Genomic DNA, 25,722 nt, shown 5'->3' with positions numbered 1-25,722 from the left:
GCTTAACTTTTAACGGTTTTGCTGTTAAATTTATAGATACATATGTTGAGCAAGATCACAGTCGCTGTTCCAAGGCAAAACAAAGGCCATTGTCCTTTATCCCATAACCATAAGCCGAGTGCTGAACCTACAGAAGCACCCACAAAACTGACCGACATGAAGACCGTATTGAGGCGGTTTCTTGCTTCCGGCACCAGGGCGTAAATTCGCGTTTGGTTGGTCACATGAATCGCCTGCTGGCCGATATCGATTAAAATAATGCCGGTTATAAATAAGTAAAGCTGACTGCCGGTGAAGTAAAAAGCAGCAATGCTGATGACTTGTAAAATGAGGCCGGTTAGTATATTTCTACGTGGATTTTTGCCGCTGCTCAGTTTGCCAACTAATGGGGCAGCTAATGCACCGGCAGCACCTGCAATTCCGAACAAGCCGATCTGCATCGTTTGAAAACTGAAGGGTGGGTTGGCTAAAAATAAGACCATGGTGGTCCAGAACGCACTGAGCACAGCGAAAGCCAGGAAGTTGATCATGGAAGCTTCCCGCAATACGGGTTCTGTTTTCACATAATGCCACATAGAAGCCATCAATTCCCGGTAAGTTCCTTTAAAAGAAGGCATGCTGAGGGGGAAACGTTTCGCCATCAGGATCATCAATAAGGCACAGATGCCAGCGGCGATAAAATACATCGTTCTCCAGCCCCATAAGAAGCCAACACTGCCACTGATGGATCTGGAGGCAAGAATTCCGATCAGTAAACCGCTGGTAATGATGCCTATGGTTTCTCCGCGCTTTTCGTTGGAGCTTAGATTGGCAGCCATCGGTAAGATCAGTTGAGGAACCACAGAGCTTGCCCCAATGAGCACACTGGCGATTTGAAGCCATAAGAAGCTATGGGAGGTGGCAGCAATTAATAAGGAGATTACGGCGAGTCCGGTGATCATTAAGATCTGTTTCCGGCGCTCAAACATATCGCCAAGCGGCACTACTAAAAATAAACCCAGGGCATAGCCTGCCTGGGTTAGGTAAGTGATCATGCCGGCATGGCTTTCCGTTAAATTAAATTCCCTGGCCACCAGAATCACCAGTGGCTGACAATAATAGATGTTTGCTACAATCAGGCCGGTACAAAAAGCCATGAGGAGGACATCTGTACGACTCAATTTCATGTTTTATAAAGGTATATTTCCGTGTTTTCTACGTGGTGCATTGACCACTTTATTTTCCAGCATTTTAAATGCTTTGATCAGTTTTATTCTAGTTTGGGCAGGCTCGATCACTTCATCTACAAAACCACGTTCTGCAGCGCGGTAAGGATTGGCAAAGGTATCAGAATAAAGCTTTTCTTTTTCCAGCCATTTTTCTTCAGGGTTTTCCGCCGTACTGATTTCTTTCTTGAAAATGATCTCAGCAGCCCCTTTAGCACCCATTACCGCAATTTCGGCAGTAGGCCAGGCATAGTTCATATCTGCGCCAATATGTTTGGAATTCATCACATCATAAGCACCGCCATAGGCTTTTCTGGTGATCACCGTAATGCGTGGAACAGTTGCTTCGCTAAAAGCATACAATAATTTTGCCCCGTTATTGATGATTCCATTCCATTCCTGATCGGTTCCCGGCAAGAAGCCCGGTACATCTTCAAATACCAGTAAAGGGATGTTGAAGCAGTCGCAGAAACGTACAAAACGCGCCGCTTTAGTGGAAGCATGATTGTCTAATACACCGGCAAGGTAAGCTGGTTGGTTGGCCACAATACCAATACTTCTTCCTGCAAGCCTGGCAAATCCGACCACAATATTTTCCGCATAGTCTCTGTGAACCTCCAGAAAGCTGTTTGCATCCATCACCTCATCAATGACAGTCCTGACATCATAAGGCTGATTCGCATTGACTGGCATCAGGGTGTTTAAAGCAATACGTTCTTCGTTTGTGGCTTCATAAGGAAGGGAAGCAGGTGTTTCTTCACAATTCTGAGGCATATAGCTCAGTAATTTTTTAACATGGTTGATGGCATCCAGCTCATTGACACAGGCAAAATGTGTGACACCGGATTTGGTAGCATGGGTAGTTGCACCGCCTAACTCTTCGGAAGTCACCACTTCATGTGTCACCGTTTTCACCACATTAGGGCCGGTTACAAACATGTATGAAGTGTTTTCTACCATCAGAATGAAATCAGTAATGGCAGGAGAATATACCGCTCCGCCAGCGCATGGCCCCATAATGGCAGACAATTGTGGGATCACCCCTGAGGCCTGTACATTCCTGTAAAATATATCTGCATAACCGCCAAGGGAAACGACACCTTCCTGAATCCTCGCGCCACCGCTATCGTTTAAACCGATAACCGGGGCACCATTTTTCATGGCCATATCCATAATCTTACAGATCTTTTCGGCATGAGTTTCTGAAAGGGAACCGCCAAAAACAGTGAAATCCTGTGAGAATACATAAACCAGACGGCCATTGATATTTCCGTAGCCTGTGACCACCCCATCGCCTGGATAAATCTCTTTTTCCATGCCAAAATCGGTGCTTCTATGCGTCACCAACATGCCGATTTCTTCAAAAGAGTTTTCATCCATTAAGAAATGAATTCTTTCCCTTGCGGTCAGTTTTCCTTTTTTATGCTGGCTTTCGATTCTTGCGGCTCCACCACCGGCATGAGCCTGTTTAACTTTATCCTGAAGTAAGTCAATTTTGGTTTTCATTAGAATATATTTGGTTTTTCTATGGTTGATTGTCTTTTTAATTTGGCCGGAAAGCACAATCTCAGTTAAATGTAGATTTTAAGATCATCATTTAACTGAGATTGGTTTCCGCTATAATGATTTCGTAAAATAGCAATATTTATTAAATAGATGCTAATTACCAGCGATACTGTAAGCGCGCAGTAAATACGTCATCCTTAATGTCTTTGGTGTATTGAGGCAGTTGTGTGTCGTCGTTAACCACATGTTCATTATATAGGGTCAATTTTAAACGGCCGTTCATCATATAAGTAAGGCCATAACCCAGGGTACTGAACTTAATATCTCCGGTAGTGGTATTGCTGTTTGGCGCGCCAATTTCGCTTTCAGACACATGAATATTTGGATCGTAAACATCATAAGCTAACAAAGCATTGAACTTAGATTTGCCGATTCGCTGTGTTAACCAGAAATAATAACCGTTAAAATCACGCAGGTAAAGGTCTGTTGCTGGCTGAGCAGAGAAGCTCATACTGGCAGCTGGACCTGTGATTTTGTCAGAACCAGCTACGCCAGGTTGTTTTCCGGCTACATATTCTGCCTTAAATAAGGTGGTGCCAAAAGAATTGTCATACTGTAATTGCAGGTTAGCGCCATAATAATCACGGTTTGCATAATCATTTACATGCGTCGGATTGGTGTCTTTAACGAAACCATTGCCATTTCTGACAAAAAACGTTTCTGTGTCGCTACGTACGTAACCTTTATAGTAGGAAGCGCCAAAACCCAGGTGTAATTTTTTGTTGGAAAGGCTGTCAAATTTGAAACCTAAGTTGGCCACAATATCTTTTTTAGAATCAGAATCTCTGGCGGTTAATCCGCTACCATTGATTACTGCAATATCTGCGGTTAAGAAGCTTAAAGGCTTGTAATCAGGTTTAAATGTAATCATCGCACCAAGGTCACGTTCTCTGGGCATCAGCGTTTGAAAGACCCTTGCACGCTCGGGGAAATCCCTGTATCCCGAAGAATAAACGATGGAATGGCCAAAGGGGCGGTTAAACAAACCTGCGGTAAAAAGAAACTGTTTGGTGTTTTCCTGGTGGAACTGAATAAAGGCATCCATTAGCTGTACACCATTCTGTGTAGCATCAATCTGGAAGACAATACTGGAGTATTTATCGGCACGGTCAATCTTCAACCGGCCCCTTCTGATCATAAAACGGGAGTCAGAATTTTTGGTAAAATCTCCTCCGGAAAAAGAATTGATTCCAGCAGATTCTGCCCATTGAAACTGCGTTTGCAGGTAACCGGTGATGTTTATTTCATGCGGAGCATAAGAGGAGGGAGCGTTATTGCTTTGCGCCAGTACCGAAAAAGGAACCAGCATAATGATGAATAATAATAATTTTCTCATGAATTAGATAAGAGGCTTTTGAGCTGCCTAAATTACAGTTAATGCTTGATTTTTCTATGAAAAAGCGGTAATTTTAAATTTAATAGCCTGTTTTTGAGTAGAATACAGGTGAAATTACATTTTTTTTACATGACAATTTGCTAGTTGGGCATTTTTGGAGCTATTTTTGAACAGTTAACTGTGAAGAATTAACAATAAACTAAATAAACAGAATGTCATTACGGAAATACCGTCTTTTAATCATCATCACCTTTTTAGGCATCTTTGGCGTAAAGATGATGATTTCTGGCGCACCCGTATTTTTTAGCGATATCCAAAAGGAAAGCATTCAGCTGGTGATCTTACAGATCGAAGTTGAGCATAGTGCGGACGGTGAGACCGGTAAAGCTAAAGTGAATCTTCTGGATTATAAAATGATTTCTTCTCATTACACCATGGACTTTAATGCTGTGCTCAGCCATTTTGGTATCAGCAACAGTTATATAGACCATTTTAAACGGCATGTAGATCCTTTTCATCCATCCGTACCGACCCCACCTCCAAACCTGTGCTAATTTAGTAGTGCAATTAAACCCCTTACAGGGATAGCTGTGCAATTTTTTAAATTAGTTTACAAGAATTAAAACATTGTTTTATGCAAAATGGTAACTCAATCTTTTCAAGATTGGAAGTGAAGAAGTATATATTAAAAAAGAACTTAAAGCGTGATTTGCCATCTAGTATCGTGGTATTTTTGGTGGCATTGCCTTTATGTTTGGGTGTGGCCCTGGCCTCAGGAGCACCGTTATTTGCCGGTTTAATTACCGGTATCGTGGGAGGTATTGTAGTTGCAAGTCTTAGTGGTTCTCAATTGAGTGTGAGTGGTCCTGCCGCAGGACTTACCGCAATCGTGCTTGGCGCGATTGGTCAGCTAGGCGGTTATCAAACGTTTTTACTGGCCGTAGTGCTGGCAGGTGCCATGCAGATTGTATTGGGCTTTCTTAAAGGCGGAATGATCGGTAACTATTTTCCCTCCAGTGTAATTGAAGGTATGTTGGCGGCGATTGGGGTAACCTTAATCCTGAAACAACTCCCTCATGCTTTAGGAGTAGATTCAGATTTTTTTGGTGATGAAAGCTTTTTCCAGGGAGACAATCAAAACACATTTTCTGCCATAGGAAATGCGCTTAATCACTTTACACTGGCCGCGATTGTAATCAGTGGACTGTCGATTGCAGTGCTGTTATACTGGCCGAAACTGAAAAAAGTAAATGTAATTCCTGCACCACTAGTTGTGGTAGCCCTGGGTATTGTACTGAGTATCGCCTTCCAGGGAACAGGATATGCATTGAATACCTCACAAATGGTAGAAATTCCAGTGGTTAACGGATGGTCAGATTTGACCGGCTTATTTACCATGCCTAATTTTTCTGCCATTACAGATAGTAAAGTATGGGTTGTTGCTGCAACTATTGCCGTAGTAGCCAGTTTAGAAACTTTACTGAGTATTGAAGCGGTCGATAAAATCGACCCGATCAAAAGAACATCACCAACAAACAGAGAGTTATTAGCTCAGGGTGTAGGTAATATGGCGAGTGGTATGTTGGGTGGTTTACCCCTAACTTCCGTTATAGTAAGGAGTTCCGCAAACGTAAATTCAGGAGGAAGAACTAAAATGTCTGCAATTTTTCATGGCGTTTGGTTACTTTTGTCTTTCTTATTTATTCCTGGTGTGATCAATATGATTCCTTTAGCCTGTTTGGCAGCGATCTTATTGGTAACCGGTTATAAATTGACACGTATTGCTTTATTCCAACATATGTACCATAAAGGCTGGGACCAGTTTGTACCGTTTGTGATCACGATTATAGCCGTGTTACTGACCGACCTGTTAAAAGGTGTGGCCGTAGGGATGTTATTCTCCATCTTCTACCTGTTACGTACCAATATGCGTAATCCATATTTTTACAAAATTCAGGAAGAAGGAAATAAGAAAAACCTTCGCATTAAATTAGCGGAAGAGGTTTCATTCTTAAATAAAGCAGCCATTCAGGTGATGCTGAACAATATTCCTAAAGAAACAACTGTCATTATCGATGGAACAAATTCCAGATATATTGATCCCGATGTGTTGGAAACGATTTTCAACTTTAAGCACAACGCTTATACCAAAGGAACGATAGTGATATTAGAGAACATTAAAAAACAATATACTGTACCAAAACTGGACAGTAAAATCATAGAAGAAATTAATAACTAGATTATTATGTGCGCACAATTAGAAAAACAAAATAGCAACCAAATTACATACGAAGGATTATTACAAGGAAACAAAGACTGGGTGGCTTCCACTCTAGCTGAGGATCCTAAATTCTTTGAGCGTTTATCAGCTGGACAAAAACCACCGATCCTTTGGATAGGTTGTTCTGACAGTCGTGTTCCGGCAAACCAGATCACGAATACCAATCCTGGTGATATCTTTGTACACCGTAACATTGCCAATGTAGTGGTGCACACGGATATGAACATGTTAAGTGTACTTGATTATGCGGTTAACGTATTAGAAGTAGAGCATGTGATTGTATGTGGTCACTATGGCTGTGGTGGGGTAGAAGCTGCCATGGGTAATAAACAATATGGAATTATCGACAACTGGTTGAGAAACATTAAAGATACTTACAGATTGCATTACCATGAACTGGACATGATCTCTGATAAAAAGAAGAGAAGCGAAAGATTAGTGGAGCTGAATGTAATTGAAGGTGTATTTAACCTGACGAAAACCTCTATCGTACAAAACAGATGGGCTAATGGTAAGAAATTAGGCTTACATGGTTGGGCTTATAGTCTTGAAAATGGCTTTATTACCGATCTGGGTGTTACTTGTGATAACAACAATAACATGAATTCTGTGTTCAGAATGGACGGTATTGAAAAAGTAAAATAGAAATTGTAAATTATGATATAACAGGCTGTGATGAGCAGCCATCATAAACCAAAAAGCGGAGGATCCTGAACAACAGGACCTCCGTTTTTTTTGTAGATCAGTATTTGATCTGCTGATCAAATACTGATTATATTTCTGTTAAAGAACGATTAGTCGTTAGACAAAAACGGGTAACGGAAATCTTTAGGTGGATCAAAAGTTTCTTTGATCGTACGTGGAGAAACCCAACGTAAAAGATTGATCATTGAACCTGCTTTATCATTGGTACCAGAACCTCTGGCGCCACCGAATGGCTGTTGACCAACAACGGCACCTGTACATTTATCATTGATGTAGAAGTTACCCGCTGCATTTCTCAAACGTTGTGTTGCTTTTTCAATCGCATAACGATCCTGAGCAATCACTGCACCTGTTAAAGCATAGATTGAAGTACTGTCAACGATATCTAAAATCTCATCGAATTTATCATCATCATAAACAAATAACGTCAATACCGGACCGAACAATTCTTCGCACATCGTAACGTACTTAGGATCCTGAACTACCAATACCGTAGGCTCAATAAAGTAACCTTTAGATTTGTCGTAGTTACCACCAGCAATAATTTCTACGCTGCTGTCTTTCTTAGCTTCATCAATGTATTTCGCTAATTTGTCGAAAGAGTTTCCGTCAATTACCGCATTCACAAAGTTTCCGAAATCTTCCGTACCGCCCATTTTGAACTGAGCAAGATCGCGCAGCATGTATTCTTTTACTTTAGGCCAGATGCTCTTCGCCACGTAAACACGTGAAGCGGCAGAACATTTTTGTCCCTGGTATTCGAATGCACCACGGATGATCGCAGTACTCGAAGATTCTGCTTCCGCCGAACCATGAACGAGGATAAAATCTTTACCACCTGTTTCCCCAACGATACGTGGGTAAGTTTTGAATTTATGAATGTTATTTCCGATCGTTTTCCAGATGTCCTGGAATACGCCTGTAGATCCTGTAAAGTGGATACCAGCGAAATCAGGGTGGTTAAAGATCACCTCTCCAGCTTCCGGTCCGGAAACATAAACCAGGTTGATTACACCATCAGGTAAACCAGCTTCTTTGAAAATCTGCATCAATACATTCGCAGAATAAATCTGTGTATTTGCAGGTTTCCAAACGATTACGTTCCCCATCATTGCTGCTGAAGTAGGTAGGTTACCAGCGATTGCAGTAAAGTTGAATGGCGTTAAAGCGAATACAAAACCTTCTAATGGGCGTTGTTCTACTCTGTTCCATGATCCTTTAGGAGAAACCGGAGGTTGTTGTTTATAGATTTCCGACATATAACTTACGTTAAAACGAAGGAAGTCGATCAGTTCACAAGCTGCATCAATCTCTGCCTGGTAAGCATTTTTCGATTGACCCAGCATTGTTGCTGCATTTAATTTATAGCGGTATGGACCTGCAATAAGATCAGCTGCTTTCAGGAAGATCGCTGCACGGTGTTCCCATGCTAGATTTTCCCATTTTGATTTTGCTGCTAAAGCAGCATCAATAGCCTGACTTACATGTTCCTTCGTTCCCTTACTGTATTCAGCAAGAATATGCTGATGGTCGTGTGGAGGAGTTGCGGTTCCTTTATTTTCAGTATGAACTTCCTTTCCGTTGATGTACATCGGGATGTCAATTTTTTTAGAGCGGGCTTCGGCAATTGCGGCCTTCAAAAGTTCACGTTCTTTACTTCCCGGGGCGTAACCTAAAATAGGCTCGTTAACCGGAGTTGGTACGTTAAAAAATCCTTTAAGCATGATATAAAATATTGTTTGTACAAAGATAGCCTTTTATTTTGTTGGCCGGTAACCCTCAATATGTATAAACTTCATAGATTACGCCCTATAATTCTTATTTTTGAGGCAAACATGATAAAATACTTACGCTACCTGTTATTTCCTTTTTCCATCCTATATGGCATCGTAGTTTTTGTGAGAAACAAGCTCTATGATACCGGCGTATTTAAGTCCACCGGTTTTGATATTCCGGTAATCTGTGTTGGGAATTTAGTAGTAGGAGGCTCCGGTAAAAGTCCGGTTACAGAGTACCTGGTGCGTCTTTTCCCAGACCTTAAAATTGCGATATTGAGTAGAGGTTATGGTCGTAAGACTAAAGGTTTTATCCTGGCGGATGATCAGGCAACTGCGGAAACCATTGGTGATGAACCGATGCAGTTTTACCGCAAATTCCCACAGGTTACCGTGGCTGTTTGTGAAGACCGCGTGGTTGGCGCAACCGAATTACAGAAAAATCACGACCTGATTATCCTGGATGATGCCTATCAGCACCGCGCAATACGCGCCGGCTACAACATCCTCTTATTTGAATTTGAAAAGTTACTGAATCCGCAGTTCCTGTTACCCGCAGGAAACCTGAGGGAAAGTTTTTCCGGATATAAAAGAGCACAATCGATTATGATCACCAAAGCTCCGGAAGAGATACCAGCCCGGATGGCCTCAGAATGCAGGAATAAATTTGAAGATAACTGGCAAAGAGAGCTGATGTTTTCTTCTCTGGTTTATCAGGATTTGGTACCTTTAATCTCCGGAGAAAGCCTGTTATGTAGCTCCATTACGCCGGATACAACCGTGTTTTTACTTACCGGAATTGCCAACCCAAAGCCGCTGAGGCAGTATTTAGCGCAATATTCGAGCATGATTCATCACTATGATTATCCCGATCATTACCGCTTTACCGAACAGGATATCAATGCACTGCTGAAGGACTTTAAAAACAACCCTTCCACAGAAAAAATCATCATCACAACAGAAAAGGATGCGCAACGTTTATTAGGTGGTACTTTAAAAGAATTACTGTTAAATTTACCAATCTTTTATTTGCCAGTCAAAATTGGGTTAGGCGCAGAAGATAAAATTATATTTGATCAAAAAATTATAGCTTATGTTTCAAGTCATACACGAAACCGTTGAATATATAAAACGTAAAACGAATGATTTCCAACCAGAAATTGGCATCGTTTTAGGAACTGGTCTTGGTGGATTGGTGAGCGAGATAGAGATTGCACATCAGCTGATGTACTCTAATATCCCTAATTTCCCGATCTCCACCCTGGAATTTCATTCCGGTAAATTGATATTTGGTACATTAAACGGAAAGAAAGTAGTGGCCATGCAAGGCCGGTTGCATTATTATGAAGGCTATAGCATGCAACAGATTACTTTTCCAATCCGCGTGATGAAAGCCTTGGGAATTGCGCATCTTTTGGTGTCCAATGCAGCAGGATCTTTAAACCCTGATTTTAAAAAGGGCGAGCTGATGATCATCAATGATCACATAAACCTGCAACCGGAAAGTCCGCTTCGTGGAAGAAATGATTCAGATATGGGACCTCGTTTTCCGGATATGAGCCAGCCATACCAACGATCTTTAATTAAAGCTGCCCTGCAAATTGCAAAGGAAAACGATATCGTTTGTCACCAGGGAGTATATGTTGCGGTAACCGGGCCAAATCTGGAAACCAAAGCAGAATATAAATATTTACGCATCATCGGCGGTGACGCTGTAGGAATGAGTACCGTTCCGGAAGTGATTGTGGCGAGACACATGAGCATTCCGGTATTTGCCATTTCTGTATTAACAGATGAAGGTTTTCCGGAAGAATTACAACAGGTAAGCCTGGAAGAAATCATCGAAACGGCAAGAATTGCAGAACCAAGAATGACAAAAATACTGAGTCAATTAATCTCTACTTTATAATGTATAAAAGCATTGCTTTATTTGTTTTTTGCTTTTTCCTGTTAGGGAGTGGGCAGCTGTTTGCCCAGGATCTAAAGACGACAGTAAATGATAATAAATTACTGGACTCCTTAAGAAAGAAAGATGAAGCGGGGTTAGACTCTGTTATTTTTACTTCCCGGTTTATCAGATATACTACGTTGAAGCTGACTAAAGACAGCATTCAAACCTTACCACTGGATACCACGCTTGCCGGTTTCCATAATTTCAGTATGATTGCGCAGCCAAGAAGACCAACCGTTGGTACGGGAAACTTAGGTTTATCCGCAATGCCGATGTTATTCGAACCTTCTAAAAGGATTGGATTTGATGCCGGATTTCACTCCCTGGATTTTTATGCCATCGGTCAGGATGATATCAAATATTATCAGGCCAGAACACCATATACCAATCTTTACTTCATTTCTGCTGGTGAAACCGAGGCGATATTCAAGGTAACACACTCTCAGAATATCAAAAGAAACTGGAACATAGGTGCAAACTATAATAGAATTGGAGCCAATGGTTATTACCCCCGACAAAGAGGTGACCACTTGAATGCGGATATTTTTTCCTGGTATCAAAGTCCGAATAAACGCTACAACTTATGGGTAGCTGCGATTTTCAATACACTGAAAGCCAGGGAGAATGGGTCTATTTACAATGATAACATCTACGGAAAAAATGAGAAGAACTTTGGTTTAGACCACCTTTCTGAAGAGGTTAGACTGGAAGAGGCAGGGCGTATTTACCGTTCAAGCTCCTTCATGATCAAGCAAACCTATTTTGTAGGAAGGATAGATAGTCTGGCTCAGGAGATTTCAGACAAGATTTTGCCTACCAATAAAATAGCTTATACCTTTAAATACGATCAGAATTCCTATACTTTTGAAAAGAAGAAACCTGATGATCATACAGCCATTCCAATGGGGATAGCAGACCTCACGTTTACTTACGATAGTACCCGCTATATGAACGTGCAGAATGAGTTTATGTACAGCTTTTTCCTTCGTGGAAAGGGGAATTCTATCATCAAAAATGAGCTGAAACTGGATGCCGGAATCAGACATGATTTCTATAAATACCATCAAGGGGTATATTATCCAAACAAAATAGATCCTTATTACGATTATAACTCCACTTTTCAAAACGTTACGCTACTAGGTTCTGCGGGTTACCGTTTTAGTAACCGGATCGACCTGAATGTAGATTTACAGCAGATATTTCAAGGAAGAAACAGTGGAGATTTTCTCTATGAAGCAAAAAGTAATGTCCTGTTAAGTAATTCAGTAGGACGGATTGTTTTAGGGGGGTACTTTCAGAACAAGTCACCAGAAGAAGTGTTTAGTCGGTATTTCGGAAACCATTACAATTGGAAGGAGAATTTTAACCGGACAAAAACCATCAACCTTTCCTTTAAATATCTGAATGACCGCTTGAATTTTGAAGCGGGAGCAGAGTATTATCGGATCAGCGATTACTTGTATTTTACAACCCCAAACCCAGAGGAAGGTGTTGCGCTCGACAGTGCCTTCTATGCGAAGAACGCGAATAATATAGTTCCGGCACAATTGGGCAGTGTTAATCTGTTGAAAATTACGGTAGGTAAAAAGCTGAAATTCGGTAAATTTAATCTGGACAGTTACCTGGTTTATCAAAAAACCGACAATCCGAATATTTTGAGAACCCCGGAATTGTATGCTTTTGCCAGTTTCTTTTTAGACCATACCTTCTTTAAAGCCTTAAAAACGAACGTTGGATTTGATATCCGCTACAATACACCGTATAAAAACTATTCATATTCTGCACCAGCAGGGCAGTTTTACGTCGGACAAGGCACAACTTTCGATACCACACCAATTGTGGATGTCTGGGTGAAAGCCAGTTTGAGAAAGGCCAATATATTCGTGAAAACAGATTACGCCAATCAGGGATTATTATCCAAAGGATATTACTCTGTAAACCGTTATCCGATGATGGATAGGGTATTGGTGAAATTTGGCGTAAGCTGGAGTTTCTACGATTAAGCGGTATTTTTTACGCGTTTATGTTTTCTGCGGTTTCTTCTTAGCCGCAGGAAACAATACATTATTCAAAATCAAGCGATAACCCGGCGAATTGGGATGCAGATTCAGGTCTGTTGGCGGATCGCCTACTGCATGCTGGTAATCCTCCGGATCATGGCCACCATAAAAGGTAAACTGACCCTTGCCAATTTCCCCGTTCAGGTACCTTACTTCTTCCGAACCCTTGTTTTCTCCTAGTACCGTGATATTCGGTTTCACCAGCGATTTTCGGAAAGCGGTAGTTTGTCCCATAAATCCTTTGATCACCTTTTCATGATTTTGCGTTAGCATAGTCGGCACTAAATCCCATTTCGCAGAAAAATCAAACAGGGTGAAAAAGTCGTTGGTCTGGATTAATGTTCTGGTCTGCGTAACATCAATGTCCGAGAATTCGTAATTATTAGGATTGATATCCAGTTTAAAGTTTTTGAAGGCAAAAGTTTTGTTGTAATCTATTTTTGATTGTGCCTGCGGATCTGCGCTGTCGCCATCAAACATGGTTTCACAAATGTCTACGCCTTCCGCACTTAAAGCAATGTCATAACTGTCCGTGGCAGAGCACATGGCGAATAAAAATCCACCACCAGCACAAAATTCTTTCATCCTTTTGGCCACGGCAAGTTTCATTTCCGACACCTTAGAGAAGCCATTTCGCTTTGCGGTGGCCTCCTGGTTTTTAACATCTTCCCTGTACCAACCCGCATTGCGGAAAGAACTCCAGAAGCGTCCGTATTGCCCCGTAAAATCTTCATGGTGCAAATGCAGCCAATCATAGCCGGAAAGTTTGTCTTTTAACACCTCATCATCATAAACCACATCATAAGGAATCTCCGCATAACGCAGCACCATCGTCACCGCATCATCCCATGGGAGCTTGCTTTTTGGCGAATACACCGCGATTTTTGGTGATTTCTCCAGTTTTACCACTTCCATATTCACCTCCGGATCACTGATTTCATTGAGGATAGCGGTCACCTTACCATCGGGCAGTATCTGATAAGAAACGCCACGGGTTTTACATTCATCTTCAATATTTTTATGGTAATCCAGGAGAAAACTGCCTCCGCGATAGTTCAGTAACCAGCTTACCCCGGCCTTTTGCTGGATGCTCCAATAGGCAATTCCATAGGCTTTAAGGTGGTTTTTTTGGTCTTCATCCATGTAAACAAGAATAGAAGAAGCCTTTAAACCGAGGCTGAAAATCATCAAACACAACAGGAGGTATACTTTTTTAAGGGACATGCTTTTATCAGGGTATATGCGAATGTAATTTTTTTGAACCTATAATAAAATTATTGTACTGAATAAACGTTTATAGACGATAATCAGTATCCATGGCTTTTTTACCAGTAATTACTATTCAGGAGTCATTACAATTTACTAAATTTGGCATTTACAAAAAATTATCATGAGCAAAGCAATAATAAAAACAGATAAAGGTAACATGACTGTTCAGTTTTATGATCAGGATGCACCGAACGCCGTTGCTAACTTTAAGAAATTAGCTTCAGAAGGATTCTATGATGGCATTAGTTTTCACAGGGTAATTCCTAATTTCGTAATTCAAGGTGGATGTCCAAACTCTAAAGACGCTTCTAAAGCACATTTAGCAGGTACAGGTGGTCCAGGTTACAAAATTGATTGTGAGTTAACAGGAGAAAACCAATACCATGATCGTGGTGTATTGTCTATGGCACATGCTGGTAGAAACACTGGTGGTTCACAATTCTTTGTATGTCACAGCAGAGACAACACTGCTCATTTAGATAGAGTACACACTTGTTTCGGAAAAGTAATAGAAAATGTTGATATTGTTGACGATATCAAACAAGGAGATAAGATTATAGGGATAGAAGTAATTGAAGACTAGTTCTTACTTCTCAAAAACAAAATATTATGAATTTAAGAGGAATCGTTGCAGTATCTGGAAGACCAGGTCTATTTAAGCTGGTAGGACAAAATAAAGGCGGATACGTTTTAGAGAGTCTGGATGCACAAAAAGTTAAAATTGTAGCTAACATTACTACAACTAAACTTGCGTCGTTAGAAGACATTACCGTATACGGCGAAGATGACGATTTGAAGTTATTAGATGTTTTTGCAAATATCGTTGCTGCTACAGGAAATGTTCCTGATGCAAAAGCGGATGCAAAAGATTTGAAAGCTTTCTTTTTAGAAGTAGCTCCAGGTCACGATCAGGAGAAAGTTTATGCTTCTGATATGAAGAAAATTGTTTCATGGTACCATTTGTTAAAGGATATGCCACTTTTCAGTGAAGCAGCTCCGGAAGCAATTGTGGATCAGGAAGGCGTTAAAATTGAAGATAAATCGGACAAAAAGCTAAAAGCAAGCCCGAAACCATCTAATACAAAAGCACCAGGTAAATCAGCTCAGCCAGCTAAAAAAGCTAGCATGACAAGCAAAAAAGGCGTTTAGTACTTGTACAGAACGATAGGTTATACAAAAGCCGGATCTTTAACAGGTCCGGCTTTTTGTTGATCATCGATTTTCTTTTGATCATTATATGATCCGGCCTGGTATCGCGTAAAACAGCGAAAAAATCTACACGTAAAACCAGATCAAAAGAAAAGCAATGATGGAAATAATAATCGCAATGATATAATTCAAACGATCCTTTCTCGGATTGCTTTTGTATCTATATTTCCGCTTAAAATCACTGGGTAATTGCATAATAACTCCTTTTTATAAATGATGATGAATAGACTGGGTTTCCATAAACCGGCTATATTTATTCGTGGTGATAAGGTTCTCCTTTTAAAATACTAAAAGCGCGGTATAGTTGCTCCACAAAGAACAAGCGTACCATTTGGTGAGAAAAGGTCATATCTGATAAAGATATGCTGCCATTTGCCCTTTGATAGACACTTTCATCAAAGCCATAAGGACCACCAATAATGAAAATGATGTGCTGCACACTACCAATCATCTGTTTGTTCAGGTAATTCGCAAATAAAACCGAAGTATATTTTTTTCCTTTCTCATCCATCAGGATCACGGTATCCAGGTTACTCACCTGTTTCAAAATCAGCTCTGCCTCCTTGCTCTTCTGTTGAGCTTCGGTTAGGTTTTTCGTGTTTTTTACATCAGGAATGACCACCAGGTTGAAGCCGATATAATGTTTCAGCCTTTTTAAATATTTATCAATTCCCTCGATCAGGTATTTGTCTTCGGTTTTTCCTACAACTAATAGTGTGATTTTCATTCTCTTAACCTTGTTTTATCTTCATGGAAGCCATGCAGTTTAGCACTTTTAGTGATTTATCCTGCTGTTGTTTTCCTTAGTGTATGTTACTAATCCCTATATTTAACCAATAAGAGAACATCCAAAGATAATGGTAAAAACAAAAGATAGTATTTTAAAGGACTACCAAAATAACATAGCGGCCCAGGAAACGAAGATTTCCGGCCTTAAGAAGAAACTCAATAACATCTCTTTCTCCAGATTGGGCTTGTTTATTATGGAGATTCTGATCATCGCAGCGATCATTAATCTGGGCTTTACTCCAGTATTAACCGGTTTGTTAGCCCTTCCGTTTATCTTGTTTCTGGTATTGGTAAAGAAACAAAGTGCGGTTCAGGTAGAATTAACTTATGCTGTGCAACTATTGTGGGTTTACCAGAATGAAGCCGACCAGATTCTAGAAGGAAAGAACGGCTATGATAACGGTGAGCAGTGTCAGGACGAGGAACATCCTTACGCGGCTGACCTGGATATTTATGGCGATCGCTCTTTATACGCTTTTATTAACCGTTGTCAAACCACAAAAGGTCTGGCAATGCTGGCCGAAAACCTGAATGTGCCAAATGATAAAGAAACTATTTTAGGACGTCAGGAAGCGATTAAAGAGCTGACCAGTCATATCGATCAGACTTTTCATTTCAGAGCCGAGCTGCTAAACCATGAACCTGATCAGTTGCGGGTAATTGAAAGGAAATTGGTTCATACTTTACCGGCGCAATTGCGTTTTACTGATAATTCCGTGTTAAAAGCTTACGTCAAGGTAGTTCCCTACCTGTCGATGGTCATGCTGGCAGCCGCGATTATTGTTGGCGGGGCGATGTGGCAAGTATTTTCCTTGTATGTCCTTTTCCATGCGGCATTGACCTTCATGCACTTAAAAAGGATCAATCAGGTTTACCTGGGCTTTACTGGTGGGGCGAACATGCTGACCTCCTTTTCCGGAACAATTAAATGGACGGAAGAAGTGAAATGGAACAGTACCTACCTAAAAAAACTGTTTAAAGAAGAACAAGACGGACTCCCGGTAAGTGGACAGATTAAACAACTGGCGAAAATTATTCAGGCTTTCGATGCCCGTTTAAATGTGCTCCTGGGCACGGTGCTAAACCTGTTCTTTTTATGGGACCTCAAATGTTGTATGTACCTGAGCAAATGGCATCATCAATATTCCGCTCCTGTACTGGATGGAATCAACCGCATTTGTGAATTTGAAGAACTGGTTTCGTTCGCCACTTTAGCCCATAATCAGCCCGACTGGACTTATCCTGAACTAGCAGATAGTTTTCATTTTGAAGCCCTGGCACTTGGACATCCGCTGATCCCTCAAAGCGTACGCGTGTTGAACGATTACCAGTTAAGCAAACAACCAACAGTAGATATCGTAACCGGCTCTAATATGGCTGGAAAAAGCACTTTCCTTAGAACGGTGGGGATCAATATGGTGCTTGCTTTTGCCGGAGCACCAGTATGCGCAGATAAAATGTCAGTTTCTATCTTCAATCTGCTTTCTTATATGCGCATTAAAGACTCTTTAAACGATCAGACTTCTACCTTTAAAGCAGAGCTGAACCGCTTAAAAATGATTCTTGATGCCATCAGTACTTCTTCAAATTCGCTGGTATTGATCGATGAAATGTTAAGAGGAACCAATAGCCGCGACAAATACCTTGGCTCTAAAGTTTTCATTGAAAAGTTGATCGAACAACAGACACCGGCCTTATTTGCGACTCATGATTTACAACTATCAGAGATGATTGCCGATTATCCGGAGCAAGTTAGAAACTATCATTTTGATATTCAGATCAGGGAAGGTGAAATGAACTTTGATTATAAATTAAAACATGGCCCTTGTACTACCTTCAACGCGGCTTTACTATTAAAGGAGATAGGCTTAACATTAAATTAATAGCTTATCACCATATTAGCCTTTATTAAATAAGGATTTCAATTGAAACTAAAATTGAAATCCTTATTTAAAACCCTGATTTCAATTGAAGCAAGGATCAATAAAGGAAGACTATGATTAAAGCATCAGATTTTGGACCAGATTTTTCCTGGGGAGTAGCAACCGCTGCGGCTCAGATAGAAGGCGCAGCAGATAACTACGGTAAAGGGCCTTCCATCTGGGATACCTTTTCCAATCGCTCCGGAAAGATCAAAAAGGGACATAGCCCTGCCATAGCCTGTGATTTTTACCATCAATATAAAGCGGATATTGCCCTGATTAAACTGCTCGGCTTTTCTGTATTCCGCTTTTCGATCTCCTGGCCAAGAATCTTACCCTATGGGGAAGGCCTGGTGAATGAAGAAGGCATCCGTTTCTACCATGACGTGATTGACGAATGCTTAAAACAAGGAATCACACCATACATCACCTTATACCATTGGGATCTGCCTGAAGCACTGGAAGCGGAGGGAGGCTGGACTGCCTTCGGCATCAACAGCGCCTTTAATGCTTTCGTTAATATCTGTGCGAAAACTTACGGAGATAAAGTGAAAAACTGGATCGTACTCAATGAACCTTTCGGATTTACTTCTTTGGGTTATATGCTGGGCATCCATGCACCGGGTAAAACCGGACTCACGAACTTTTTTTCTGCCGTTCACCATGCCGCCATTGCACAAGCCGATGGTGGACGAATATTACGTTCAGAAGTGAGTAATGCCAATATCGGAACCAGCTTTTCCTGTTGTGAAGTTGTTCCTTATACCCAAAGTGAATCTGATTTACTGGCCGCGCAACGCGTGGATTGCCTGATGAATCGCTTGTTTATAGAACCGACCTTAGGCATGGGCTATCCGGGAACCGATTGGGAGGTAATGGAAAAATTCTCTATTCAGCACTCCACCTGGCGACATACCGAACGCCTCAGTTTCGACTTCGACTTTATCGGAATCCAGAATTATTTCCCCCTCACCATTAAATACAACGCTTTTATTCCGGTGATACAAGCCTGGGAGGTGAAAGCGAAGAGTCGTAAAGTACCTTTTACGCAGATGGGCTGGGAGATCAATGGCAATGGTCTTTATAATGTACTCAAACAGTTCGCCGCTTACCCGAAGATCAAAAGTCTGATGATTACGGAGAATGGAGCCGCTTTTGCGGATAAAATCCAGGATGGTGCCATACATGATCCTGAGCGTATTAAATATTTTCAGGAATACCTGACTGCTTTATTAAAAGCCAAAAATGAAGGTCTGAACATTACCGGATACATGGCCTGGACACTGCTGGATAACTTCGAATGGGCAGAAGGTTATCATGCCCGGTTTGGCCTCGTTCATAACGACTTTAAAACACAAAAAAGAACGATAAAAGACTCCGGTTATTGGTGGCAGCAATTCCTGTCTTGTTAAACGAAAACCAATTAAGAACTACCAGAAAATTAAAAACTAGCCATAAAAAAACGGGCTGATCATTTGAAATGACCAGCCCGTTTTATATTAAGCTTTAAAAAACTACTAAGCGTTTTTCGCTGCTGCTTCTTTACGGATGATGTTTAACGCACCACCTGCTTTGAACCATTCAATCTGTTGAGCATTGTAGCTATGGTTAACCACGATCTCTTCTTTAGTACCATCAGCATGGTTTAACACCAACGTTAATGGAACATCAGGACTGAAAGTTGTCAAGCCAATGATATCAATGGTATCATCTTCCTGAATTTTATCATAATCTTCTTTGTTTGCGAACGTCAAACCAAGCATACCTTGTTTCTTCAGGTTGGTTTCATGGATACGGGCAAAAGATTTCACCAATACCGCGCGAACACCTAGGTGACGAGGTTCCATTGCCGCGTGTTCACGACTAGATCCTTCACCATAGTTTTCATCACCAACCACAATAGTACCTACATTTGCAGCTTTATATGCACGTTGAGTTGCTGGAACCGGACCATATTCGCCAGTCAGTACATTCTTAACGTTATCAGTTTTTTCGTTGAAATAGTTAACCGCACCGATCAACATATTGTTCGAAATGTTATCCAGGTGACCACGGAATTTCAACCATGGACCAGCCATAGAGATATGATCCGTTGTACATTTACCTTTTGCTTTGATCAGTAATTTCAGGCCTTTAAGGTCTGTACCTTCCCATGCTTTGAAAGGATCAAGCAATTGTAACCTGTGAGAAGCCGGAGAAACCAATACCTCTACACCGCTACCATCGGCAGCTGGCTCCTGGTAACCTGCGTCATCCACAGCAAAACCTCTTGGAGGCAATTCAAATCCTGTTGGTGGATCTAATTTTACCTGCTCACCATTGTTATTTGTTAAAGTATCCGTTAACGGGTTAAAGCTTAAATCACCAGCGATAGCCAATGCAGTTACCAGTTCCGGAGAACCTACAAAAGCAAAAGTGTTTGGGTTACCATCCGCACGTTTCGCAAAGTTTCTGTTGAAAGAGTGAACGATTGTGTTTTTCTCTTGTTTCTCTGCACCAACTCTGTCCCACATACCGATACATGGACCACAAGCATTGGTAAATACTTTAGCACCGATTTTCTCGAATACGTCTAAGAAACCATCACGTTGAATCGTGTAACGAATCTGCTCAGAACCTGGATTGATACAGTATTCTGCTTTAGCAGTTAAGCCTTTTTCATCAACCTGTTTTGCGATACTTACTGCACGGGAGATATCTTCATAAGAAGAGTTCGTACAAGAACCGATCAAGCCAACATCAATTTTCATTGGCCATCCGTTTGCAGCAGCTACTTCTTTCATTTTAGAAATTGGCGTCGCCAAATCCGGAGTGAAAGGGCCGTTCAAATAAGGCTCAAGTTCAGATAAGTTGATCTCAATGATCTGGTCAAAATATTTTTCCGGCTCTGCATAAACTTCTGCATCACCTGTTAAATGTTCTTTAATTTCATTTGCTGCATCAGCAACATCTGCTCTGTCTGTAGCACGTAAATAACGCTCCATGCTCTCATCGTAACCGAATGTAGAGGTAGTTGCGCCAATTTCAGCACCCATATTACAGATGGTTCCTTTACCAGTACAGCTCATGCTGCTGGCACCTTCACCAAAATATTCTACAATTGCACCAGTACCACCTTTTACAGTAAGGATACCCGCAACCTTAAGGATTACATCTTTCGCAGAAACCCATCCACTTAATTTACCGGTTAATTTAATACCGATTAATTTAGGGAATTTAAGCTCCCATGGTAAGCCTGCCATTACATCACATGCATCAGCACCACCTACACCAATGGCAACCATACCTAAACCACCTGCATTCACAGTGTGAGAGTCAGTACCGATCATCATACCACCCGGGAAAGCATAGTTTTCTAATACCACCTGGTGAATAATACCTGCACCTGGTTTCCAGAAGCCAATACCATATTTATTTGAAACAGAAGCAAGGAAGTCAAAAACCTCTTTACTTTCCGTGTTTGCTGCTGGTAAATCTACCTCAGCACCGTATTTTGCAGTAATTAAGTGATCGCAATGAACTGTTGAAGGAACAGCTACTCTTGGTCTTCCCGCTTGCATAAATTGCAATAAAGCCATCTGTGCAGTAGCATCTTGCATGGCCACACGGTCAGGAGCAAAATCTACATAATCAGTACCTCTTACGTAAGAAGTATTTGTATTACCATCCCAAAGGTGGGTGTAAAGAATTTTTTCTGAAAGTGTTAAAGGTCTGCCTACTAATTTACGGGCCGCCTCTACACGGGGGCCAAAGTTTGCATACACCTTTTTGATCATTTCTATATCAAAAGCCATTGATAATATGTGTTAAAAGGGTAAGTATTGTTTTTATTTGTAGCGAATTTACGAAAAAAAACAGGTGCAGGCCATCATCTGATGATCATTATATTATTTATACATATTCTAAATAATGCAGGGCGATGCGAATAATCTTCGGGAATGGTCATTTACGAACAACGCTGTTCAGAAATGAACACCATAAAAACACAAAAGCTGGATAAGCTGCAGATAAACAGTGAAATGCTAAAGGATTTATTCCTGGCCTGTGCTTGGCTTAAGGGCATATAAAATTATAAAGTGGCAAACTGATAGCCCTTTTCGCTGAAATATTGCAGGGCACGGGGCAAGGTATATTGTAAGCGGTCGAAAGCTTTCAGGCTATCGTGAAAAACAATAATAGCGCCATTACGGGTATGTTTAATCACATTTTCGTAACACTTTTCGGGAGCAAGCTGTACGTCGAAATCGCCGCTCAGTACATCCCACATGATGATCTCCAGCTCAGGGAACTCCGCCCGAAGGCTCGCGATCTGTGACTTTTTAATCCTGCCGTATGGCGGGCGGAATAAATTGGTATTGGTCAATTGCTGACACTGGCGGAAATTCTCCAGGTAAGTCTTGTCATCCGTTTTCCAACCCTTTAAGTGGTTAAAGGTATGGTTGCCGATCGCATGCCCATCTGCTTTCAGCTGATGGAAGATTGAAGGGTGTTTTTGGATATTATCACCAATACAAAAAAAGGTAGCTTTAGCCTCAAAGCTTTTTAAAGTTTTTAGCACGAAGTCTGTAACATCTGGTATAGGACCGTCGTCAAAGGTTAAATAAATAACACTTTGAGCTCGGGTTTTGTGCCAAACCAGAGATGGGTAATACCATTTCAATAATAACGGAGATTTAACCAGATACATGCCCAAATGTAGTAAAATACAAATGGTGTACCTGCGGAATTTGCAAAATCAGTTAGTTGTTTATATTATTATTGTGAAATTAAAATTATGAGAAAGTTTACCACTTCTAATGCGTTACCCAAGCTCGGCTTAGTTTTGTCATTAGCATTGATTACAGGTTTTGCGCAAAACTCCGAAGCGCAGGAAGTGATCACCATCCAGGAAGCGATAGAAAAGACCCTGACTAATAATCTACAGGTCAAGCAATCTAAATATAGTGAGAGCCTATCTGATGAGAACCTAAAGCAATCTAAAAACGCATTGCTACCTACCTTAAATGGAAATGGTAGTTACAATATCAACTTCGGACGTAGCGTGGATCCATCCACCAACTCCTTCAACAGCTCCCAGTTTTCGTCCTTAAATGCCGGTGTATCCGCAGGATTGAATATCTTTCAGGGCTTTCAGAAAATCAACCAGATCAAGCAAAACAAACTATTGTTAAGTGCAGATCAAACCAACACCGAAAAAATTAAAAACGACCTGGTCTTACAAGTAGTAACAGGTTATTTACAAATTCTTTATAATAAAGACCTTTTAAAAGCAGCAAAAGAGCAACAGAGTGTCGCTAAAAAACAGCTGGACAGAGAGCAACAACTTTTAGATGTAGGGAATAAAACCCTTGCAGATCTTTCTCAGGCAAAATCTCAGCTGGCTACCGCTGATCTGACCGTAACCAATGCCGTAAACGCATTGACGATTTCTTACCTTACCCTGGCGCAGTTAATGGATATCCCTTCTTCAACTCAGTATGAAGTACAGGCGCCATTGTCGAAACTAACCCTTCCTGCTGCTGCAAATGGCAATCCAGAGGAAATCTATGACTCTTCGATGAAGCTTTTCCCTGATATCAAACTAGCCAGCCTACGTTCGGAAGCGGCACAAAAAAGTATTGACATCGCTAAAGGAAACTATTATCCGACCTTATCTTTTGGCGCTGGATTAAGCACCAACTATTCCAGTGGCAGACAGCAGATCACACGTACTACGGAAGTGATTGGCATGTTACCGGTAGGGGTAGTGGAAGGTACTGGTGCGCTTGTAAATTCACCGATATTCAGAACGCTTTCTGAGAAATATCATTTCAAAGATCAGTTCCGTGATAACTTTGGTCAATATGTAGGTCTTTCTCTTCAGATTCCTATCTTTAATGGCTTCCAGGCGAGATCTACAGTTAGAAAAGCTAAAATTACACACCTGCAAAGTATCGCTGATGAGCAGCTGGCAAAAAATAACCTGAATAAAGTGATTTATCAGGCAGTGGCCGATTTAAAAGGCGCAGAAGGTCGTTTAAGCGCAACGACCAATACCTTTGAAGCACAAAAAGATGCTTTCCATGTGATTGAACAACGTTATGCTGTTGGATTGGTGAACTCTTTGGATTTCAGTACTTCTCAGTCTAACATGAATAAAGCCGAGATCGACATGATCCAGGCCAAATATGACTTAATTTTCAGAGCTAAAGTAATTGATTATTACCTGGGTAAACAGATTGTTTTCTAGACCATTACAAGATCCGATTGATATAAATATATAAACAAAAACAAATGAAACTAAAACCCATACTCATTACATTAGGCATCCTGATTGCTGTTGTAGTTATTCTAAAGCTTACGGGCGTTATCGGTGGTGAGAAGATTGAAAAAGTGACGATTGAGAAAGCTGCGGAACGTACAGTAACAGAAACGGTAACTGCCAGTGGTAAGGTGCAGCCTGAAACCGAAGTGAAATTAAGTTCTGAGGTTTCCGGTGAGGTGACTGAACTTTTAGTGAAAGAAGGCGATGTGGTTAAAAAAGGCCAGTTGCTGATTAAAGTTCGTCCGGATGTATTGAAATCGGGTTATGATAGAGCCACAGCTTCTTACAGCTCACAAAAAGCAAGTGTAGCTTCGGCCTTACAGATGATGAGACAGAATGAAGGTAACTTTGAAAATGCAGAAGCAACCTACAAACGTAATGTGGAGCTTTTCAAAAGGAAAGTGATTTCTGCTTCGGAATTTGATGCCGCGAAAGCCGCTTATTTAACTGCCAAAACAAACCTTGCAAGGTCTAAAGAAGACTATACTGCGGCGAAATTCCAATTGGAACAATCCGGAGCAAATGTGCAGGAAGCCAATGCCAACCTGGCAAAAGCAACGATATATGCACCGGTTAACGGGGTGATCTCGAAACTATCTGTAGAATTAGGTGACCGTATTTTAGGTACCGCACAAATGGCAGGAACGGAAATCATGAGAATCTCCAACCTGACTACCATGGAAGTAAACGTGGATGTGAATGAGAACGACATCAACAGGGTTAATGTTGGCGATAGTGCCAAGATTGAAGTGGATGCATTTGCAGATAAGAAATTCAAAGGTGTCGTAACCGAAATTGCGAGTTCTTCTAAAGACATCGGTTCTGCCGTGACTTCAGTTGATCAGGTAACCAACTTTGTGGTGAAAATCAGAATCCTTGCAGATTCTTACCAGGGCGTTAAAGGTGGCGCTAAAGACCTTCCTTCTCCATTCAGACCAGGTTTATCGGCAACGGTAGATATTGAAAGTCAGTCGGAAAAAGGTATGGCTGTTCCAATCCAGGCGGTATTTACAGAAAGTAGTAAAAAAGACGAAAAAACGGAAGGTAACGACGAAAACGTAGACAAACAAAAAGCAAAGCTGACTGATAAAACGGTTAAACAGTTCGTTTATGTGTACGATAACGGAACCGTTAAAAAGGTGCCTGTAACCACTGGAATTCAGGACGACCAGTATATTATTATTAAATCAGGTCTTAAAGCCGGACAAGAAGTGGTGTCTGGTCCATACTCTGCCATCCAGAATAGATTGAAAGATGGTATGAAAGTAGAGAAAACTACTAAAGATCAATTGTTTGTCAATCCAGACAAAAAGTAAACTTTATCAATCATTTTTAAATGAGTAAATTGCC

General features: G+C 41.0%; 20 protein-coding genes. 12 read left to right on the top strand and 8 right to left on the bottom strand.

All coding sequences use genetic code 11. The features are described 5' to 3' along the window. Positions 1-2: 2 nt before the first annotated feature. The 3 genes from R2Q66_RS01360 to R2Q66_RS01350 all read right to left on the bottom strand — a co-directional run bounded on the left by R2Q66_RS01360 (position 3) and on the right by R2Q66_RS01350 (position 4,107). Positions 3-1,166 carry an MFS transporter gene (locus R2Q66_RS01360; RefSeq protein ID WP_316746121.1) on the bottom strand — a complete coding sequence of 388 codons (1,164 nt, stop codon included), beginning with the start codon at positions 1,164-1,166 and terminating at the stop codon, positions 3-5. 3 nt (positions 1,167-1,169) lie between these two features. Next, positions 1,170-2,711, bottom strand: a complete 1,542-nt coding sequence (locus tag R2Q66_RS01355) for an acyl-CoA carboxylase subunit beta (RefSeq protein ID WP_316746119.1) — start codon at positions 2,709-2,711, stop codon at positions 1,170-1,172. 157 nt (positions 2,712-2,868) lie between these two features. Beyond that, the gene (locus R2Q66_RS01350) at positions 2,869-4,107 is read right to left on the bottom strand and encodes a porin (protein ID WP_316746117.1); all 1,239 of its coding nucleotides are present in this window, start codon (positions 4,105-4,107) and stop codon (positions 2,869-2,871) included. A 212-nt stretch (positions 4,108-4,319) separates the two neighbouring features. On the opposite strand from R2Q66_RS01350, the gene R2Q66_RS01345 reads away from it, so the two are divergent. The 3 genes from R2Q66_RS01345 (at position 4,320) to can (ending at position 7,033) form a co-directional block, all read left to right on the top strand. Beyond that, complete coding sequence (locus R2Q66_RS01345; protein ID WP_316746115.1) at positions 4,320-4,661, top strand: hypothetical protein; 342 nt, start codon at positions 4,320-4,322, stop codon at positions 4,659-4,661. An 80-nt stretch (positions 4,662-4,741) separates the two neighbouring features. Further along, on the top strand, positions 4,742-6,346 hold the full coding sequence (locus R2Q66_RS01340; RefSeq protein ID WP_316746113.1) for a SulP family inorganic anion transporter: 1,605 nt from the start codon (positions 4,742-4,744) through the stop codon (positions 6,344-6,346). A gap of 6 nt (positions 6,347-6,352) precedes the next feature. After that, positions 6,353-7,033 (top strand): carbonate dehydratase, encoded by a 681-nt coding sequence (gene can, locus R2Q66_RS01335; protein ID WP_316746111.1) that lies wholly within the window; start codon positions 6,353-6,355, stop codon positions 7,031-7,033. A gap of 149 nt (positions 7,034-7,182) precedes the next feature. Here can and pruA read toward each other — a convergent pair whose 3' ends face one another. Beyond that, the gene (gene pruA, locus R2Q66_RS01330; RefSeq protein ID WP_316746109.1) at positions 7,183-8,817 is read right to left on the bottom strand and encodes an L-glutamate gamma-semialdehyde dehydrogenase; all 1,635 of its coding nucleotides are present in this window, start codon (positions 8,815-8,817) and stop codon (positions 7,183-7,185) included. Between the two features lie 111 nt (positions 8,818-8,928). Between pruA and lpxK the strand changes: the two genes are divergently transcribed. From lpxK to R2Q66_RS01315, 3 genes are read left to right on the top strand one after another with little or no spacing between them, the layout of a single operon-like run. Then, a complete protein-coding gene (gene lpxK, locus R2Q66_RS01325) occupies positions 8,929-9,990 on the top strand; it encodes a tetraacyldisaccharide 4'-kinase (protein WP_316746108.1) in 1,062 nt (353 codons plus the stop codon). Then, a complete protein-coding gene (locus R2Q66_RS01320; RefSeq protein WP_316746106.1) occupies positions 9,962-10,777 on the top strand; it encodes a purine-nucleoside phosphorylase in 816 nt (271 codons plus the stop codon). Before lpxK ends, R2Q66_RS01320 begins: the two co-directional genes overlap by 29 nt. Beyond that, positions 10,777-12,822, top strand: coding sequence for a putative porin (locus tag R2Q66_RS01315; RefSeq protein ID WP_316746104.1), 2,046 nt, complete (start codon positions 10,777-10,779; stop codon positions 12,820-12,822). Before R2Q66_RS01320 ends, R2Q66_RS01315 begins: the two co-directional genes overlap by 1 nt. Positions 12,823-12,840: 18 nt before the next feature. Here R2Q66_RS01315 and R2Q66_RS01310 read toward each other — a convergent pair whose 3' ends face one another. Next, entirely contained in the window at positions 12,841-14,022 is a 1,182-nt protein-coding gene (locus tag R2Q66_RS01310; RefSeq protein ID WP_316746102.1) for an asparagine synthetase B, read from the bottom strand. A gap of 247 nt (positions 14,023-14,269) precedes the next feature. Here R2Q66_RS01310 and R2Q66_RS01305 point away from each other — a divergent pair, with 247 nt between their 5' ends. Together R2Q66_RS01305 and R2Q66_RS01300 are read left to right on the top strand one after the other, a co-directional pair. Then, positions 14,270-14,731, top strand: coding sequence for a peptidylprolyl isomerase (locus R2Q66_RS01305; protein WP_316746101.1), 462 nt, complete (start codon positions 14,270-14,272; stop codon positions 14,729-14,731). A gap of 26 nt (positions 14,732-14,757) precedes the next feature. Beyond that, positions 14,758-15,297 (top strand): DUF5606 domain-containing protein, encoded by a 540-nt coding sequence (locus R2Q66_RS01300; RefSeq protein WP_316746099.1) that lies wholly within the window; start codon positions 14,758-14,760, stop codon positions 15,295-15,297. Positions 15,298-15,610: 313 nt separating this feature from the next. Here R2Q66_RS01300 and rlmH read toward each other — a convergent pair whose 3' ends face one another. Then, positions 15,611-16,084, bottom strand: a complete 474-nt coding sequence (gene rlmH / locus R2Q66_RS01295) for a 23S rRNA (pseudouridine(1915)-N(3))-methyltransferase RlmH (RefSeq protein ID WP_316746097.1) — start codon at positions 16,082-16,084, stop codon at positions 15,611-15,613. 130 nt (positions 16,085-16,214) lie between these two features. Here rlmH and R2Q66_RS01290 point away from each other — a divergent pair, with 130 nt between their 5' ends. Together R2Q66_RS01290 and R2Q66_RS01285 are read left to right on the top strand one after the other, a co-directional pair. Continuing rightward, positions 16,215-18,029 (top strand): MutS-related protein, encoded by a 1,815-nt coding sequence (locus tag R2Q66_RS01290; protein ID WP_316746095.1) that lies wholly within the window; start codon positions 16,215-16,217, stop codon positions 18,027-18,029. A 113-nt stretch (positions 18,030-18,142) separates the two neighbouring features. Then, positions 18,143-19,480 (top strand): GH1 family beta-glucosidase, encoded by a 1,338-nt coding sequence (locus R2Q66_RS01285; RefSeq protein WP_316746093.1) that lies wholly within the window; start codon positions 18,143-18,145, stop codon positions 19,478-19,480. A 105-nt stretch (positions 19,481-19,585) separates the two neighbouring features. Here R2Q66_RS01285 and R2Q66_RS01280 read toward each other — a convergent pair whose 3' ends face one another. Both R2Q66_RS01280 and R2Q66_RS01275 read right to left on the bottom strand, forming a co-directional pair. Further along, on the bottom strand, positions 19,586-21,862 hold the full coding sequence (locus tag R2Q66_RS01280; protein WP_316746092.1) for an aconitate hydratase: 2,277 nt from the start codon (positions 21,860-21,862) through the stop codon (positions 19,586-19,588). A 275-nt stretch (positions 21,863-22,137) separates the two neighbouring features. Continuing rightward, positions 22,138-22,755, bottom strand: coding sequence for a polysaccharide deacetylase family protein (locus R2Q66_RS01275; RefSeq protein ID WP_316746090.1), 618 nt, complete (start codon positions 22,753-22,755; stop codon positions 22,138-22,140). 87 nt (positions 22,756-22,842) lie between these two features. Between R2Q66_RS01275 and R2Q66_RS01270 the strand changes: the two genes are divergently transcribed. Together R2Q66_RS01270 and R2Q66_RS01265 are read left to right on the top strand one after the other, a co-directional pair. After that, positions 22,843-24,297: a TolC family protein gene (locus R2Q66_RS01270; RefSeq protein ID WP_316746088.1), complete on the top strand. Its 1,455-nt coding sequence runs from the start codon at positions 22,843-22,845 to the stop codon at positions 24,295-24,297. A 44-nt stretch (positions 24,298-24,341) separates the two neighbouring features. Then, positions 24,342-25,688 carry an efflux RND transporter periplasmic adaptor subunit gene (locus R2Q66_RS01265; protein ID WP_316746086.1) on the top strand — a complete coding sequence of 449 codons (1,347 nt, stop codon included), beginning with the start codon at positions 24,342-24,344 and terminating at the stop codon, positions 25,686-25,688. Positions 25,689-25,722: the final 34 nt, after the last annotated feature.

Origin of the sequence: Pedobacter gandavensis, from assembly GCF_032677645.1 — a bacterium.
Lineage (GTDB): Bacteria > Bacteroidota > Bacteroidia > Sphingobacteriales > Sphingobacteriaceae > Pedobacter > Pedobacter gandavensis_A.
This window is presented reverse-complemented; position numbering and strand designations above follow the sequence as displayed.